Here is a 14,363-nt window from a genome sequence, read left to right on the forward strand (position 1 = left end):
GCGATCGCAAGGGGTTAGCGCGGCACTGGGATGAGCATCGGCCTGATCGAATCGCAGCTGCCGGGAGGCCAAGGCAGTGCCCCACCTTCGTGCTTAACAGCGACAGCACTTCCAAAAACTCCTCCTTCTGCCCGCGACAGCTTTGCCAGCATGTTCGCCTTACAACCGATGCTCTTATAAGCTATCAGCGTTACGCCGCGAAAACTTGAACATATCGATTGCATGTTGAAACCCGACAGCAGGGGACTTGGAGCCCATCAAGACATGAACGGTTCGGAGAAAGAGACGAGCTTCTTTTCGGCCTCGCCACTGAGCTTAGTCAGGCTGGATATCCGTAAAACGCGCGCCCTGATCAGCCACCTCCGTATCATTGAGAGGAGCGATCAGACCTCGTGCGATCAACCGACTATCTGCGGAATTACCAACAGTGCCACGATACTAGGAGCCAACCGCTCAGCGAAGGCGCTTCTAACAGTCGCCGGAGAAGCCCTGCCTGAGCGGATGGCCGGTCTCATTCCCGAGACCCTTCAAAGACAATTTGCCGACGGTCTGATTTCCTTGGTGAAAGGGGCAAACCATTTTTCGTTCGAAGGCATTCTGAAGGCAGCGAACGGCAACGATATTCCGGCTGTTCTCAACGCATGGCTCGATGGGGATGAACGGCCGGCGTCGGAAGTGTGTGTGAGCATCACTCAGGTCAACCAGTCCAACGACCAAGCGAAAACCGCTCTTCTTGGCGAACTGGCCCATGCAGCCAGAATTTCACTATTGGGCGAGCTGACTGCTTCGATCTCGCATGAGGTCAATCAGCCTCTAAGTTCGATCGTCACAAGCGCTGAAGCAGGTTTGCGTTGGCTTAGCCACGATCAACCCAATCTTGAGGAAGTGAAATCTCTGCTCGAGCGTATTGCAAGCAGCGGTAAGCGTGCCGGCGACATAATTGCCGCATTGCGGGGCATGGCACGCAACACCAAACCCGCAAGAACTGCCGTATCCTTGCCAATCCTGATCGACGAATGCGCGTTGATCCTTCGCGCTGACCTTGCAAGCCGGCAAGTGGGATTGCGGGTCGAGCTATCTCCAAATCTCCCCGAGGTCCTCGCTGATCGAACTCAGATTCTTCAGGTAATCGTTAATTTGGCCACGAATACCGCTCAAGCCATGTCCGATGGTCAGGCTTGGAACAGAAGCCTTGCTATTCGAGCGCAAGAGCAACGAAGCAATCGAGTTTTGATTGAGGTAGAGGACAGTGGCCCAGGCGTGGATCCCAAGGTCCGCGATAAGCTCTTTGAAAGCTTCTCCACCACGAAGGCCGCAGGGACTGGCCTGGGCCTGGCGATTTGCCGGTCAATCGTGGAGGCGCACGACAGCAAGATCGAGCTTCAGTCGTCCTCGTATCTCGGCGCGCGTTTCAGTTTCAGCCTTGAAACGGCTCAGGCTGCCTCTGCGTCGGCGGTGTACCAGGGATGACCCCACGCTCGGCAGCCGCAAACGCAAAGACTTCATCCTCATAGAAATGGAGTCTCTGCTCGCGGTCTCGTGACGATGCACTCCTTGTCGACGGGTTTGCGAGCGGCCCGTGAGCCGCTCTGCAGCGATGACGATATCTTGGAGCGCTACACGTTGGTATCGACTGGCGTTTTAGATGGCTTCTGGGCTGCCGGCAGGTGCCCAAACATGTGCGGCTTGATTTGATTCAGCCACGAGACCACCGCAGGCTCCTTGTTCCAGAGCGTCTTTGCGAATGGCAAAATCTGCTCGCCAACCAGAATCCCAAGCAGACCGACGAGCGCCACGACCGGTGGTGCTGGCGAGCGAACATTCAACAGGCTGTAAACGATGCCAACGATCAGACCGGCGCCCAACGATAAGAGATAGACCTTCACGAGAAAAACCCTCTTCAAGCAAAATGCCGCTCCGTCGAACGAGCGAGGAGCGGCAGACTTTTCCGATAACCTCAGTGGCCTTCAGAGACGTTGAACATCGTCTTGGCATAGATGATGCCAAGGCCGTAGGCACCGCCGAACTTCCTGGCAATGCCGGTCGTCATGTCGTAGGTTTCGGTGCGAGCCCAGTCGCGCTGCAGTTCGAGCATGTACTGGAGCGAAGTCATCGGCTGAGCGCCGGCCTGAACCATACGATCCATGGCCCGGTCATGGGCCTCATCGGAAACATCACCGCAGGCATCCGCCAGAACATAGACCTCAAAGCCCTGCTCGATGGCCGAGAGGGCCGGTCCAACGATGCAGACGCCGGTCCAGAGTCCGCTCAGAACGATGCGCTTCTTGCCGATGCGGTTGACTTCGTCAATGACGGCCGCATCTTCCCAGGTGTTCATCGAGGTGCGATCGAAAAGCTTCTGGCCCGGAAATGCGTCGGTGATTTCCGAGAATATCGGACCGGAGAAGCTCTTTTCAGCAACCGTCGTAAGGATCGTCGAAACGCCAAACCCTTTGGCTGCGTGAGCCACGAGGGCCGCATTGTTCCGCAGATTGACAGCGTCGATGCTCTTGGTCGCGAAAGACATCTGCGACTGGAAGTCGATCATGATCAGAGTATGGTCTTTCGGCGTCAGGAGCTTGGAACCCGGCGTCGGCGTTGCTTTGTTACTCATCATGAATTCCTTCTCGTTATGCAGAATTGCATGAGCGAATTTGCGACAAATCGATACTCGCTGCTTGTCGCATACAAAGGTCGTTTGGATTTTTCTATTTTGAACGTGAGCAGCGATGGCAAAAAGATTGAGGCGGGTGGCACCGTCAATCGCCTCACCGAAAGGAATCTCAGGCAAGCGCCTTCATTTTTTGGAACAAAAGTGCCGTGAATTGACGAATGCTCCCACTTTAAATTCGCGCCTATGGCGCTTCCCGCGCGCTGGTGGTAAGCCCTCGTAATAGCTTCGAAAACGGCTTCGGAGGGTTTGCCATGCCAATGCTGACCGTACGCGATAACACCCGCCTTTATTACAAGGATTGGGGTAGCGGACATAGGGACCAGCTGAACAGCGATTTGCTGGCATTCTTGCGCCAATGAGCGTTTCGCGCAACGATCAGGCGATTGTCTACATCGTCGAAGATGATGAGGAGCTACGGCTGTCGCTGGGCAGCTTGTTTCGGTCTGTCGGATTGAGAACGCAGCTCTTTGGAAGCGCACGTGAGTTTCTTGATGCGAAGCGAGTGGATGGAACCAGCTGCTTGGTCGTCGATGTCAGGCTCCCTGGGCTTAGCGGACTGGACTTTCACGAGCAGCTCATGCGAGGCGGATCATTCATCCCTGCGATCTTCATCACTGGATACGGTGATATCCCGATGACGGTTCGTGCAATGAAGGCTGGCGCGGTCGATTTTCTCGCCAAGCCATTTCGCGACCAAGACATGTTGGACGCGGTCGCTTCGGCATTGGAAATCGACCGCAGGCGAAGATGCAAAGAAGGCGAATTGGCAGCCCTCAAAGCTCGGTTCGCGGAAATGAGCCAGCGTGAAAGGGAAGTCATGGCCCTCGTAACGAAAGGCCTGATGAACAAGCAGGTTGCTGGAAAGCTCTCTCTAAGCGAAGTCACGGTTAAGATCCATCGCGGCTCCGCGATGCGGAAGATGGAGGCGCGGACTTTGGCAGATCTGATCAAAATGGCGGAGCTGCTTAACCTGCCAGGCGACTACGGGCCTTTTAAAGCCGAAAGCGTGCGGCGATCGCCTCGTTTAGCTTCTGAAGGGGGCCGTTCGTAACAAACGGCTTCGCGGCCGCGCATTGCTGGTCACGACCCGCCCAGTCCGTCTATCCGCGCACGGCTGCGATAACTTTTGAACTGTTTTGGAAAAAAACAGCGATTCTATCCAAGCCAAGCGGGAACATGAAAGTTAAGTGTTCGCTTCAACGCCACTGGAACTCTGGAGCGAACACATGACCGATCTCCCGCTGTTAGAACCCGGTCAACCTGTCCTTCTTATGGTCGACCAACAGGCTGGACTGGCATTTGGTGTCGGATCTGCGGATCGTCAGCTTCTGCTGAGCAATGCCGTTGCATTGGCTAAAACAGCCAAGGTTTTCAATATTCCAACGATCGTTTCGACGTCGGCTTCGAAGGTCTATAGCGGACCGCTCCTGCCTCCGATAAAAAACGTCATACCCGATGTCCCAGTTATCGAGCGGCGCAACATGAATGCGTGGGAAGATGACGCCGTCCGTAGCGAGATTGCCAAGACGGGTCGCCGTAAACTGCTTGTCTCAGGCCTTCTGACTGAGGCTTGCGTGACATTCCCGGTTCTATCGGCGTTGTCGGAGGGTTACGAAGTTTTCGTCGTTGGCGACACCTGCGGCGGCCTGACGCTGGACAGCCATAACCTTGCGCTTCGCAGGTTAGAGGCGGCGGGGGCGACGATGACTTCATGGATCCAAGTCCTGCTGGAGCTTCAACGCGACTGGACGCGTAAGGAAACCTACGACGGTGCCCGGGCAATCGTGGAAGCGCACGCAGGAGGCTACGGCATCGGCCTCGCCTACGCGCGGGATATGATCCATCCGGTTTGAGCCGCCTACCCGCATCAACTTCTCGACTGCAATTCTCTTGAAACCCGGGAGCTATCCATGACAGCCGACATCATCCTTCACCACGGCCTGATCACCACGCTCGATCGTTCCAACCCGGCGGCGAGCGCGGTCGCCGTCAAGGAGGGCAAGTTCCTCGCCGTCGGCGATGACCATGAGATCATGGCGCTCGCTGGCCCGAATACGAAGATCGTCGATCTCAAGGGCAAACGCGTGCTGCCGGGGCTGATCGACAACCATACACACGTCGTCCGCGGTGGCTTGAACTTCAACATGGAGCTCAGATGGGACGGCGTGCGCTCGCTTGCCGACGCCATGAGCATGCTGAAGCGGCAGGTGGCGATCACCCCACCGCCGCAATGGGTGCGCGTGGTCGGTGGCTTCACCGAACACCAGTTCGCCGAAAAGCGCCTGCCGACCATCGAGGAGATCAACGCGATCGCCCCCGATACGCCGGTCTTCATCCTCCATCTTTATGACCGGGCCCTGCTCAATGCCGCCGCCCTGCGCGCCGTTGGCTACACCAAGGAGACGCCTGAGCCGCCCGGCGGCGAGATCACCCGCGATGCCAATGGCAATCCGACCGGCCTGCTGCTCGCAAAACCCAATGCCGGCATCCTCTATGCCACGCTTGCCAAGGGCCCGAAGCTGCCCTTCGACTACCAGGTCAACTCAACCCGCCACTTCATGCGCGAGCTGAACCGTCTCGGGATCACCGGCGTCATCGACGCCGGCGGCGGCTTCCAGAACTATCCCGATGACTATGCCGTCATCCAGAAGCTCGCCGACGAGGGGCAGATGACGGTGCGGCTTGCCTACAACCTCTTCACCCAGAAGCCGAAGGCCGAAAAGCAGGACTTCCTCAACTGGACCGCCTCGGTGAAGTACAAGCAGGGCGACGATTATTTCCGTCACAACGGTGCCGGCGAGATGCTGGTCTTCTCCGCCGCCGATTTTGAGGACTTCCGCCAGCCGCGCCCGGACATGCCGCCGGAGATGGAAGGCGAGCTGGAAGAGGTCGTGCGCGTGCTGGCCGAAAACCGCTGGCCCTGGCGGCTGCATGCCACCTATGACGAGACGATCAGCCGCGCGCTCGATGTCTTCGAGAAGGTCAACCAGGACATCCCGCTCGAGGGCCTGAACTGGTTCTTCGATCACGCCGAGACGATCTCCGAACAGTCGATCGATCGCATCGCGGCGCTTGGCGGCGGCATCGCCGTTCAGCACCGCATGGCCTATCAGGGCGAATACTTCGTCGAGCGCTACGGCTTGGGCGCCGCCGAAGCCACCCCGCCCGTCGCCCGCATGCTGGAAAAAGGCATCAAGGTATCGGCCGGCACGGACGCCACCCGCGTCGCCTCCTACAATCCCTGGGTCTCGCTCGCTTGGATGATCACCGGTAGGACGGTTGCCGGCATGCAGATCTATCCGCGCCGCAACTGCCTCGATCGCGAAACGGCGCTGCGCATGTGGACGGAAAACGTCACCTGGTTCTCCAACGAGGAGGGCAAGAAGGGCCGCATCGAGAAAGGCCAGTTCGCCGATCTGATCGTGCCGGACAAGGACTTCTTCGCCTGCGCCGAGGAGGAAATCTCCTTCCTCACCTCTGACTTCACCATGGTCGGCGGCAGGATCGTCTACGGCGCCGGCGACTTTGCCAAGCTTGACGAGAACCCCGTTCCGCCCGCCATGCCCGACTGGTCGCCGGTCAAAACCTTCAAGGGCTATGCCGCCTGGGGCGAGCCTGATGGTGCCGGAAAGAACTCGCTGCACCGCCGGATGGTCGCCTCCTGCGGCTGCGCCAACGACTGCAACGTCCACGGCCACGCCCACGCCAATGCCTGGGGCTCGAAGTTGCCGGTCGCCGACCTCAAGAGTTTCTGGGGCGCCCTCGGCTGCGCCTGCTGGGCTGTTTAAAGGGGACAACGATGCAAGCAAACACGAATTCTAAGTCTGAAGCCGAGGTGCTAAAGGCCTTTGGGGCATCCCGCAGCGTGGAGTTCATCGCTCTGCTCGGCCTTTGTTCAGCCTATATCCAGGGACCTCTCGTCAAGATTTTCGATTTCAACGGCGCGATGGCGGAAATGGATCATTTCGGCTTGAGGCCGACGATGTTCTTCGCGGTCGCGGTCATTGTCTTCGAACTTGCGATGTCGGCTCTGATCCTGGCCGGTGTCTTCCGTTGGGCAGCCGCCTTGGCGCTTGCGGGATTCACGCTGTTTGCGACTTTCCTCGCAGTTCGTTTCTGGGAACTTCCGCAGGGAATGGAACGCTCGATGGCCATGAACACTTTCTTCGAACACCTTGGTCTCGCTGGAGCATTCGTGCTGGTCGCCCTTTACGATCTTCGGGGAAAGGCCGCTGAGGATAAGCGACGCGTTCACAATACGCATTCAACGTGAGATGTCTTATGACCACGAAGACAGACCCGAAGACAGACAGACAAAATCCCAGTTCGTCCCGACAGCCCAAGACCGAGGCACGCCAGCCAACCGAACAATCGCGTGACCGCGAACAGGAACGGCTCGACGAGGCATTGCTTGAGACGTTCCCCGCCAGCGATCCTGCCGCGTCCGGGCGGATGGAGTGATTTCAAAAACTCGGAATACCCAGGAGAAGAGAATGGAAGCGCCTCTGAAGGCACGCCGTACGGCATCATTGAACACCCCCACAGGACTAAGCGAGCAGGCTGTTCGAGACATTTCGGCGGGAGCGACTACGTTGCTAGCAGACGTCTTCGCGCTCTACCTCAAGACAAAAAATTTCCACTGGCACATGTCCGGTTCGAATTTCCGTGACTATCATTTGCTGTTGGACGACCAGGGCGATCAACTTTTCCAGATGACCGATCCGCTTGCTGAGCGTGCTCGAAAACTGGGTGGGACGACGTTGCGTTCGATTGGCGACATCGCACGTCGTCAGCGCATCGACGACAACGACGCTGACTTTGTGCATCCCCATGAGATGCTCGCTGAGCTCCGCGAAGACAACGGCTCGCTGGTAGCCAGCATGCGTGCACTCCACGGCACCTGCGACGAGCACGGAGACGTTGCCACGGCAAGTCTGCTGGAGAATTGGATTGATGAGGGCGAACAGCGAGTCTGGTTCCTGTTTGAAATTCTTCGCGATACCAACGCCTAGTCGCCGCCGACAAATCGCATCGTTACGGGTCGCGGGTGCGGCGTTTTCCGCTGCAACGGCTGTTCCGGAGCTCGCATTCCCGAAATCAACCAGCACCTCCCCGAAAGGAAATTTCGAAATGACCGACGGTTTCGTGAAGACCAAGGACGGCGTGAACATCTATTACAAGGACTGGGGTCCGAAGGATGCGCAGCCGATCCATTTCCATCACGGCTGGCCGCTCTCGTCGGACGATTGGGATGCTCAGATGCTGTTCTTCGTGCAGAACGGCTACCGCGTCGTCGCGCATGACCGCCGCGGCCATGGCCGGTCGTCGCAGGTCGCAGATGGTCATGACATGGACCATTATGCCGCCGACGCCTCTGCCGTCGCCGAGCATCTCGACCTGAAGAACGCCGTTCATATCGGCCATTCCACCGGCGGCGGCGAAGTCGCACGCTATGTCGCGAAGTTCGGGGAGCCGCAGGGCCGCGTCGCCAAGGCCGTGCTCGTCAGCGCCGTGCCGCCGCTGATGCTGAAGACCGAATCCAATCCCGGCGGTCTGCCGGTCGAAGTCTTCGACGGCTTCCGCAAGGCGCTTGCCGACAATCGTGCGCAGTTCTTCCTGGATGTGCCGACCGGTCCGTTCTACGGCTTCAACCGTCCCGAGGCGAAGGTCTATCCCGGCGCCATCCACAACTGGTGGCGGCAAGGCATGATGGGCAGCGCCAAGGCTCACTATGACGGGATCAAGGCGTTCTCGGAGACCGACCAGACGGAAGACTTGAAGAAGATTACCGTCCCCACCCTCGTCATGCATGGCGATGACGACCAGATCGTGCCGATCGCGGACTCCGCGGAGCTCTCCGTGAAGCTTCTCAAGAACGGCACGCTCAAGGTCTACAAGGGCTATCCCCATGGCATGTTGACCACGCATGCCGACGTGATCAATCCGGATCTGCTCGCCTTCATCAAGGGCTAGGCTGAAACCAGGCCCGCCTTCGCGAATTCGTAGGCGGGCCCTCTTCCATGGGTGTCGAGGGGGCGTAATGCGACGGGTACCACTTTCTGTTCTTCTAAGCTTCAACGGCGGCTATGTTGACACCGCCGGCTTCCTTGCCCTGCAGGGATTGTTTCCGGCGCATGTCACTGGAAACTTCGTGACGCTTGGAGCGACTGTCGTGATGGGAGGCTCGGGCGCCCTACCGAAGCTCTTGGCCCTGCCCGTCTTTTGCGTGGTAGTGCTCCTCACCAGAATTGTCGGCCTATTACTGGGCGCTGGAAAGCCGGTGCTCAAATGCCTGCTGGCCACAAAGGTCGTTCTGCTGTTCGCAGCAGCGATCTTTGCCCTCCTATACGGACCATTGGGAACGCCAACAGTGTCGCGAACCTGGTCATGGGCATGACGCTAGTCTCCGCGATGGCCGTGCAGAATGCTCTGCATCGCGTCTATCTGTCAAAGTCGCCGCCCTCGACGCTAATGACCGGCACAACGACCCAGATCATGCTCGATCTCGCGGAAATCGTCGCCGGCGAAAAGGGTGAGAGTGCCGCCCAGGCCTACAGCCGGGTCAAGAAGATGATCGTTGCTGTGATCGCCTTTGCGCTCGGTTGCGCGTGCGCTGCGCTGGCGACTGTGGTCTCGCCTGTGTGGTGTTTCTTCATTCCCGCCGTCCTCAGCGTCTTCTCCTTTGTGGCGAGGATTGAGTCCCCCGAAGGCGGTTGAACGAAGCCGGTCTGTGCTCGGGCTTCCTGCGGATTGGCTCGATGACTGGCTGCGGGTGCCAGCTAGCGCCTGTTCTGCCGGCTACAGATCGTCTTCTCGCTCGGTGCTCGTTGAAGAAACGGGCCGGTACTGCCGTCGCCACTTGCCCGGTGTTTCGCCAGTAACTCCCCGAAAAACCCGCGTCATATGGCTTTGATCGGCAAAACCGCACTCTGTGGCGATCTCGAGCATCGAGGCGTCCGAGAGCAAAAGATCTTTGACCTTTGCAATCCTGTACTCGATGACCCAGCGATACGGCGTTTTGCCGAAAGTCTCCTTGAAGGCGCGGATGAAATAGCTCCGCGACAGTCCGCAGATGCCCGCGAGCTCGACAACCGAAACCTGATTGAACGCGTGAGAGGTCAAGAATTCGAGCGCTCGCTTTTCCTGCCATGGCGCAAGAAGGCCGTTCTTTTTTGAAGGAAAGTATTGATTGCCATACGTCTGTGTTAAATGCGCCAGCAGGACAAGGCCAATTTGCTCAAGAAAAAGCGGATTGGGTTCATGCTTACTCAGGAGATAAGGCAAGATCGCCTGGGCGAGACCCAATATAACCTCGTCCCTGGTACCCGGTAGACATTCAAACCCATCGAATTGCGGCCTCCCAAGCTCGTCCAGGAATGAGCGAACACAGGACAAGGGGATATTGAAACGGACATTATCGAACGGAGACAGGTGATGGCACTGCCACTCTTCTCTCAGGTCCGTGATCGCGATCGCCGCCTTTGGATGTCCGCCCTCGAACAGAAGCTTACCGTTCCGCCAAAGACGATGCATCCTGAAATCCACGAGCTGGACGATAGCCGATACCGCCTCCTCACGCTTGCTGGGCGGCGCTATTGGGAGATCGTCTTCGTCCGAGCTGAGGCGTGTTACTGTGATGGCGGACGCCTTGACGGTCCATTTGTTCACTTTGGCGGCAAAGGTTGCCGAGGTACTTTCAGACTCTCTTTCCAACGTCACCATCCGCAAAGTGGTTTACGAGTAATGTCACCGTAGGACAATCCTTTTGTAAAAAGCAACGATTTCTCGGACGCAGACCTAAGCGTAGAGAGATGGATCAATTGACGCGTCTGTTTTTCCAAGCGGCCGGAGTGACGCCTACTTCCTTGGCGAAGACTTTCGTAAAGTGGCTTTGATCCACGAAACCGCATGCCTTGGCGATTTCCCGCAACGTCAATTGGTGCTCTGAGAGAAATTCTTTAGCAGCATCGACTCTCGCCCGCACGAGCCATTGGTGGGGAGTGAGCCCGGTCACTCTCCTGAAAGCTTGTGAAAAGTGGTTTGCCGAGAGGCCGGTTACCGCTGCGATATCGGAAACCGATAATTCGCGAGCGAGGTTCTCTCGTATGAACTCCTTGGCAACTGCCTGCCGGTGGTGCGACAGGACCGCGTCGCTCTTATTTGCCCTGACGTCAAGGCAATCCTGCAAGAGATGCGCGGAAACCGCGATCCCCAAGTGCCCTAAAATCGCTTCCGAAGAAGCGGACTTTCGCTCAAAAAGGGAAAGCAGAACCGTCCCCAGGTTGCTGATGACGGGATCGCGCTCGGCCCTTCTGCACCGAAGCTCTTTACCGACCAGCCCGGACGAAAGAGCCGCGACCTCTGCAATCAGCGATTTTGGCAGGGTGATCGCAATGGACGACAGCGTCCTTTGCAAGCTCACAGAGGCACCCCCCTCGCATAGGTCAACGAGGCAAATGGAGCCTCGACCGCAAAACCGCGGCGGACCCAAACTTCCATCCGCTTTGATGTCGCAATGAACCGTGTCATCGAGATACAGCATCACAAGGTATGCATCGCAGCTTGGCAGTGTAATCCGCGGAAGCTCGCCAGGACCGGCTGTTCTGTATATTTTAGTGACCTCGATCGGCGACGATTTCAAAGGTACAGCCCGAAGCGAACACCCTTCCGGAACGCCGAAGAACGGTACAAGAGATATGAAATCTGGATAGTCGAGATTCAATCTCTTTCCTCCCAGCGCGGACCAGGTCACGAACGGCAAAATACAACCGATCGGCGATAACTTCACATCTCTGCTCTCGCTTGAGGAAATGTCAAGCCCAGGGAACCTGAATGCTGATTTAGTCGGTTGATAAAGATCTTCGGCGCCAAAAGCCGAAGCTCTGCGTCATAAAGAGGCAGTACTCCTGCCGAGGGTGCGATCGAGAGGTGACCATGACGGCGCCATGAGAGCTTCACAGGGAGATCCGCGTAACTCCTAGGTCAAGCGTCGTCGTCAAATCTGGAATCGACGATGGTCGAATACGGCAAAGAGGCGCGATGTATCCGGCGAACGAAATCTCTGACGAAGGGGCCGAGATTTTCATCATCGAGCGGTGAACGTTCCTCACTGCGCCGAACCAGATAGAGTGTCCGGTGTAAAGTTGGGCGTACGATGCGGCGGATCGCGAATATTCCGCGGTTAACGCCGTCAGCAACGCTGCCGTAAGGCAGAAAACTGCTTCTGCCTTCGCTCACGCGCGAGCGTATGGCGGAAACGGATTGTATGTCGGTCGTGATGCGACACGGAAGCGACAGTCGCTGCGCGGTACGCATGACGAGCGAGCCGATGCCGCGCCCGCCTGCGAAACAAGGTTCCTCAGCCAGCGCTTCAGCGAAACTGATCGGGCCTTGGCCCCGGGCATGCCTAGCCGAGGTGACGAACACCAGCTCATCCTCGATGACGGCTTCGCGCACGAGGTTGGGGCGGCTCTCGACATCGTAGGCCAGCGCGAGATTCAACTCCTTGCGCTCCAGCGCTTCAATCAAGGCAAAACTCAATTCCTCGACCAAGTGCACGGCCCTTGCCAGGCGTCGTTCGCCGGCATCAATCAGGATGTTTGCGCCAACCAGTCGCATTCGGCTGGGCGTGAGGCCGATAACAAACGGCTTGGTAGCCATGTTGGCGGCGGAACGCACGTCCCGCACCGTCCGTTCGAGATGTTGCTCGAGCTCGTTGTAGCGTTCGAAAAGCAGCGCTCCAGCATCTGTCGGAACGACCCCGCGTGAATGGCGGTCGAACAGCCGCACGCCCATTTCCCTTTCGAGCTCACGAATCTGGATGCTGATCGCCGTCTGCGCAAGTTCCAGTTGCGATGCCGCATGCGAGATATTGCCCGCCTTTATCACTTCGGCAAAATATCGGAGCTGTCTGAGATTAAGGTTCACCTCGCCGCCCGCCTCCGTAGAACGCGTTCTATTTCCGCAAATGATGCGATCAAAAGGAAAGATGACAGCTAATAAAACGTGCCTGCGATGAGGAACTCATCAACCTCCACCCCTAGCTGCAGCCTCCCAACCACATTCCGAATTGCGACGTTATATGCACGCGAGCCAACGGCAAGAATGGAATTTTGCTATCTGCCAGATCAAGATTAGCTTGCTATCTCGCTGCATTGGGTGGGAACCGCTGACAGCCTGTCACAGCGTTAAATTTATGGCTTGTGTAATATATCCATCTTAGACAGCACTAGGTGAGCGTGTGAAGATTTCCCCAGGCCAATCAAGAGACAATGAGGATATGAAAACCCAGGAAACGTCGCCGGAAACGCCGGGCATCAATCATAATTCCAAGCATCTGAGCAATGAAGAGAAGATTGCCGGCCTTTATCACTCGAAAAAGGACCGCGTCTTTGTTCGCCCCATCCAGGGCGCTTACAACTTGAAGGAAGAGCTGGATCGTTTGCGCTCGGTCCCGCGCGTCAAGAAGGCCAAGGAGACCGGTTTCGTCGACGGGCCGCAGGCGTTCAGCCGCCACTATGTCGAACCGAAGGACGGCATCACCCAGACCTTCCATCTGCATCTGGAAGAGTACGCGCCGGGCGCCGCATCCCAGAAGCACGGGCACGTCAACGAAGCGGCTTTCTATATTCTCGACGGCACCGGCTACGAAATCCATGACGGCGTGCGCTACGACTGGGAAGCAGGCGATGTCGTCATCGTCCACAACAACTGCGTCCATCAGCATTTCAACGCCAGCAAGGAGAAGCCTGCCCGTGCCTTGGTCATCAAGACCAAGCCCATGTATCTCTTCCTCAACATGCTGTTCCAGAAACAGGTCGTCGCCCGCCAGGTCGAGGATACGCCTGAAAGCGCCGGCTTCGAGGTCCGCGAGCTCGAAGACGACCTGAACCATCCGAAGGGAGGATACTGATTTGGCGTGGGATGAAACTTCGGTCTGGCTGAACGGCGCCGGCAACGAGCGGCTGTATCAGCGGCTTCTCGATGAGGCCCAGGACGCTCCTTCCCGCAACTCGCGTCGGAAAAAGATCGTCAAACCGCAGGAAATGCCCTGGGAAATGTCCCGGCAGGGTCTGCTCAAGCATCTCATCAACGAGAACATGAACACCCGCATGGAAACCGTCGATGCGTATATGCAGATCATTCCGCCCGGCTCCCGCTCGGGCAAGCATCGGCATCTCGCCGAGGAATGCGTCTATGTTCTCGAGGGCCGCGGCTACGATATCCATCAGGACTGCGATGTCGAAATTACCGATTCCTTCGAATGGGTTCCCCAGAAGGAAACCAAGCGCTTCGAGTGGGAGGCGGGGGACGTCGTCTACATTCCCCCAAACACGATCCATCAGCACTTCAACCTGCAGCCGGATCGTCCGGTGCGGTTGATCTCCGCAACGAACCGTATCTTCAAGCAGATCGGATTGAATACGCTCGACCAATTGGAAGATGCGCCGGAATTCAATCCGAGGGTCACGCTGACCGACGACATCGTGCGCGAATATCTGAGGGGCACACGTCAGCCTGCTGGGCATATTCCCGGACGCCCGTGATGGAAAGGCATGATCTGCGACACGCAAAAATCACGCGATCGCGGATCATGCTTTAGGTGTCTTCGCTACCATGATCACGGTAGCGCTATTTTCGACCCTCAAGTCACGCAGCATTGCCTCATAAAAATGGCCCGGCCATCGGA

Annotated in this window: 18 protein-coding genes; 13 read left to right on the forward strand and 5 right to left on the reverse strand. The window is 57.5% G+C overall.

Annotated features, from left to right (window positions below; genetic code table 11):
* Positions 1-264: 264 nt before the first annotated feature.
* The gene (locus HGP14_RS27315; protein WP_168833006.1) at positions 265-1,470 is read left to right on the forward strand and encodes a sensor histidine kinase; all 1,206 of its coding nucleotides are present in this window, start codon (positions 265-267) and stop codon (positions 1,468-1,470) included.
* Positions 1,471-1,616: 146 nt separating this feature from the next.
* Here the strand turns inward: HGP14_RS27315 and HGP14_RS27320 are convergent, their stop codons facing one another.
* Positions 1,617-1,886 (reverse strand): XapX domain-containing protein, encoded by a 270-nt coding sequence (locus HGP14_RS27320; RefSeq protein ID WP_168833087.1) that lies wholly within the window; start codon positions 1,884-1,886, stop codon positions 1,617-1,619.
* Between the two features lie 71 nt (positions 1,887-1,957).
* Entirely contained in the window at positions 1,958-2,614 is a 657-nt protein-coding gene (locus HGP14_RS27325; protein WP_168833007.1) for a hydrolase, read from the reverse strand.
* Positions 2,615-2,644: 30 nt separating this feature from the next.
* Here HGP14_RS27325 and HGP14_RS27330 point away from each other — a divergent pair, with 30 nt between their 5' ends.
* The 10 genes from HGP14_RS27330 (at position 2,645) to HGP14_RS36515 (ending at position 9,391) form a co-directional block, all read left to right on the forward strand.
* A complete protein-coding gene (locus tag HGP14_RS27330) occupies positions 2,645-2,824 on the forward strand; it encodes a hypothetical protein (protein ID WP_168833008.1) in 180 nt (59 codons plus the stop codon).
* A 205-nt stretch (positions 2,825-3,029) separates the two neighbouring features.
* A complete protein-coding gene (locus HGP14_RS27335; protein WP_168833009.1) occupies positions 3,030-3,725 on the forward strand; it encodes a response regulator transcription factor in 696 nt (231 codons plus the stop codon).
* A 175-nt stretch (positions 3,726-3,900) separates the two neighbouring features.
* On the forward strand, positions 3,901-4,527 hold the full coding sequence (locus HGP14_RS27340) for a hydrolase (protein WP_168833010.1): 627 nt from the start codon (positions 3,901-3,903) through the stop codon (positions 4,525-4,527).
* Positions 4,528-4,584: 57 nt separating this feature from the next.
* Entirely contained in the window at positions 4,585-6,462 is a 1,878-nt protein-coding gene (locus tag HGP14_RS27345; protein WP_168833011.1) for an amidohydrolase, read from the forward strand.
* A gap of 11 nt (positions 6,463-6,473) precedes the next feature.
* Positions 6,474-6,947, forward strand: coding sequence for a DoxX family protein (locus HGP14_RS27350; protein WP_168833012.1), 474 nt, complete (start codon positions 6,474-6,476; stop codon positions 6,945-6,947).
* An 8-nt stretch (positions 6,948-6,955) separates the two neighbouring features.
* Complete coding sequence (locus tag HGP14_RS27355) at positions 6,956-7,135, forward strand: hypothetical protein (protein WP_168833013.1); 180 nt, start codon at positions 6,956-6,958, stop codon at positions 7,133-7,135.
* 32 nt (positions 7,136-7,167) lie between these two features.
* Positions 7,168-7,686: a Dps family protein gene (locus HGP14_RS27360; RefSeq protein ID WP_168833014.1), complete on the forward strand. Its 519-nt coding sequence runs from the start codon at positions 7,168-7,170 to the stop codon at positions 7,684-7,686.
* 118 nt (positions 7,687-7,804) lie between these two features.
* Positions 7,805-8,647, forward strand: coding sequence for an alpha/beta fold hydrolase (locus HGP14_RS27365; protein WP_168833015.1), 843 nt, complete (start codon positions 7,805-7,807; stop codon positions 8,645-8,647).
* Between the two features lie 67 nt (positions 8,648-8,714).
* Positions 8,715-9,071: a DUF1275 family protein gene (locus tag HGP14_RS36510; RefSeq protein WP_312862195.1), complete on the forward strand. Its 357-nt coding sequence runs from the start codon at positions 8,715-8,717 to the stop codon at positions 9,069-9,071.
* Positions 9,068-9,391 carry a DUF1275 family protein gene (locus HGP14_RS36515; protein ID WP_312862196.1) on the forward strand — a complete coding sequence of 108 codons (324 nt, stop codon included), beginning with the start codon at positions 9,068-9,070 and terminating at the stop codon, positions 9,389-9,391. Before HGP14_RS36510 ends, HGP14_RS36515 begins: the two co-directional genes overlap by 4 nt.
* An 81-nt stretch (positions 9,392-9,472) precedes the next feature.
* On the opposite strand, the gene HGP14_RS27375 is transcribed toward HGP14_RS36515, so the two are convergent.
* The 3 genes from HGP14_RS27375 to HGP14_RS27385 form a co-directional block, all read right to left on the reverse strand.
* Complete coding sequence (locus tag HGP14_RS27375) at positions 9,473-10,396, reverse strand: AraC family transcriptional regulator (protein ID WP_168833016.1); 924 nt, start codon at positions 10,394-10,396, stop codon at positions 9,473-9,475.
* Between the two features lie 94 nt (positions 10,397-10,490).
* The gene (locus HGP14_RS27380; protein WP_168833017.1) at positions 10,491-11,396 is read right to left on the reverse strand and encodes a helix-turn-helix domain-containing protein; all 906 of its coding nucleotides are present in this window, start codon (positions 11,394-11,396) and stop codon (positions 10,491-10,493) included.
* Between the two features lie 260 nt (positions 11,397-11,656).
* The gene (locus HGP14_RS27385) at positions 11,657-12,601 is read right to left on the reverse strand and encodes a LysR family transcriptional regulator (protein WP_168833018.1); all 945 of its coding nucleotides are present in this window, start codon (positions 12,599-12,601) and stop codon (positions 11,657-11,659) included.
* Between the two features lie 352 nt (positions 12,602-12,953).
* On the opposite strand from HGP14_RS27385, the gene HGP14_RS27390 reads away from it, so the two are divergent.
* Both HGP14_RS27390 and HGP14_RS27395 read left to right on the forward strand, forming a co-directional pair.
* On the forward strand, positions 12,954-13,586 hold the full coding sequence (locus HGP14_RS27390; RefSeq protein WP_168833019.1) for a cupin domain-containing protein: 633 nt from the start codon (positions 12,954-12,956) through the stop codon (positions 13,584-13,586).
* 1 nt (position 13,587) lies between these two features.
* On the forward strand, positions 13,588-14,220 hold the full coding sequence (locus HGP14_RS27395; RefSeq protein ID WP_168833020.1) for a cupin domain-containing protein: 633 nt from the start codon (positions 13,588-13,590) through the stop codon (positions 14,218-14,220).
* Positions 14,221-14,363 lie beyond the last annotated feature (143 nt).

The organism is Rhizobium sp. P32RR-XVIII (assembly GCF_012641395.1).
Lineage (GTDB): Bacteria > Pseudomonadota > Alphaproteobacteria > Rhizobiales > Rhizobiaceae > Rhizobium.

Coding starts and splice junctions, on each gene's coding strand:
- HGP14_RS27315 (WP_168833006.1), top strand. CDS start 265: ATGAACGGTTCGGAGAAAGAGACGAGCTTCTTTTCGGCCTCGCCACTG.
- HGP14_RS27325 (WP_168833007.1), bottom strand. CDS start 2,614: ATGAGTAACAAAGCAACGCCGACGCCGGGTTCCAAGCTCCTGACGCCG.
- HGP14_RS27330 (WP_168833008.1), top strand. CDS start 2,645: ATGAGCGAATTTGCGACAAATCGATACTCGCTGCTTGTCGCATACAAA.
- HGP14_RS27335 (WP_168833009.1), top strand. CDS start 3,030: ATGAGCGTTTCGCGCAACGATCAGGCGATTGTCTACATCGTCGAAGAT.
- HGP14_RS27340 (WP_168833010.1), top strand. CDS start 3,901: ATGACCGATCTCCCGCTGTTAGAACCCGGTCAACCTGTCCTTCTTATG.
- HGP14_RS27345 (WP_168833011.1), top strand. CDS start 4,585: ATGACAGCCGACATCATCCTTCACCACGGCCTGATCACCACGCTCGAT.
- HGP14_RS27350 (WP_168833012.1), top strand. CDS start 6,474: ATGCAAGCAAACACGAATTCTAAGTCTGAAGCCGAGGTGCTAAAGGCC.
- HGP14_RS27355 (WP_168833013.1), top strand. CDS start 6,956: ATGACCACGAAGACAGACCCGAAGACAGACAGACAAAATCCCAGTTCG.
- HGP14_RS27360 (WP_168833014.1), top strand. CDS start 7,168: ATGGAAGCGCCTCTGAAGGCACGCCGTACGGCATCATTGAACACCCCC.
- HGP14_RS27365 (WP_168833015.1), top strand. CDS start 7,805: ATGACCGACGGTTTCGTGAAGACCAAGGACGGCGTGAACATCTATTAC.
- HGP14_RS36510 (WP_312862195.1), top strand. CDS start 8,715: ATGCGACGGGTACCACTTTCTGTTCTTCTAAGCTTCAACGGCGGCTAT.
- HGP14_RS36515 (WP_312862196.1), top strand. CDS start 9,068: ATGACGCTAGTCTCCGCGATGGCCGTGCAGAATGCTCTGCATCGCGTC.
- HGP14_RS27375 (WP_168833016.1), bottom strand. CDS start 10,396: ATGGTGACGTTGGAAAGAGAGTCTGAAAGTACCTCGGCAACCTTTGCC.
- HGP14_RS27390 (WP_168833019.1), top strand. CDS start 12,954: ATGAAAACCCAGGAAACGTCGCCGGAAACGCCGGGCATCAATCATAAT.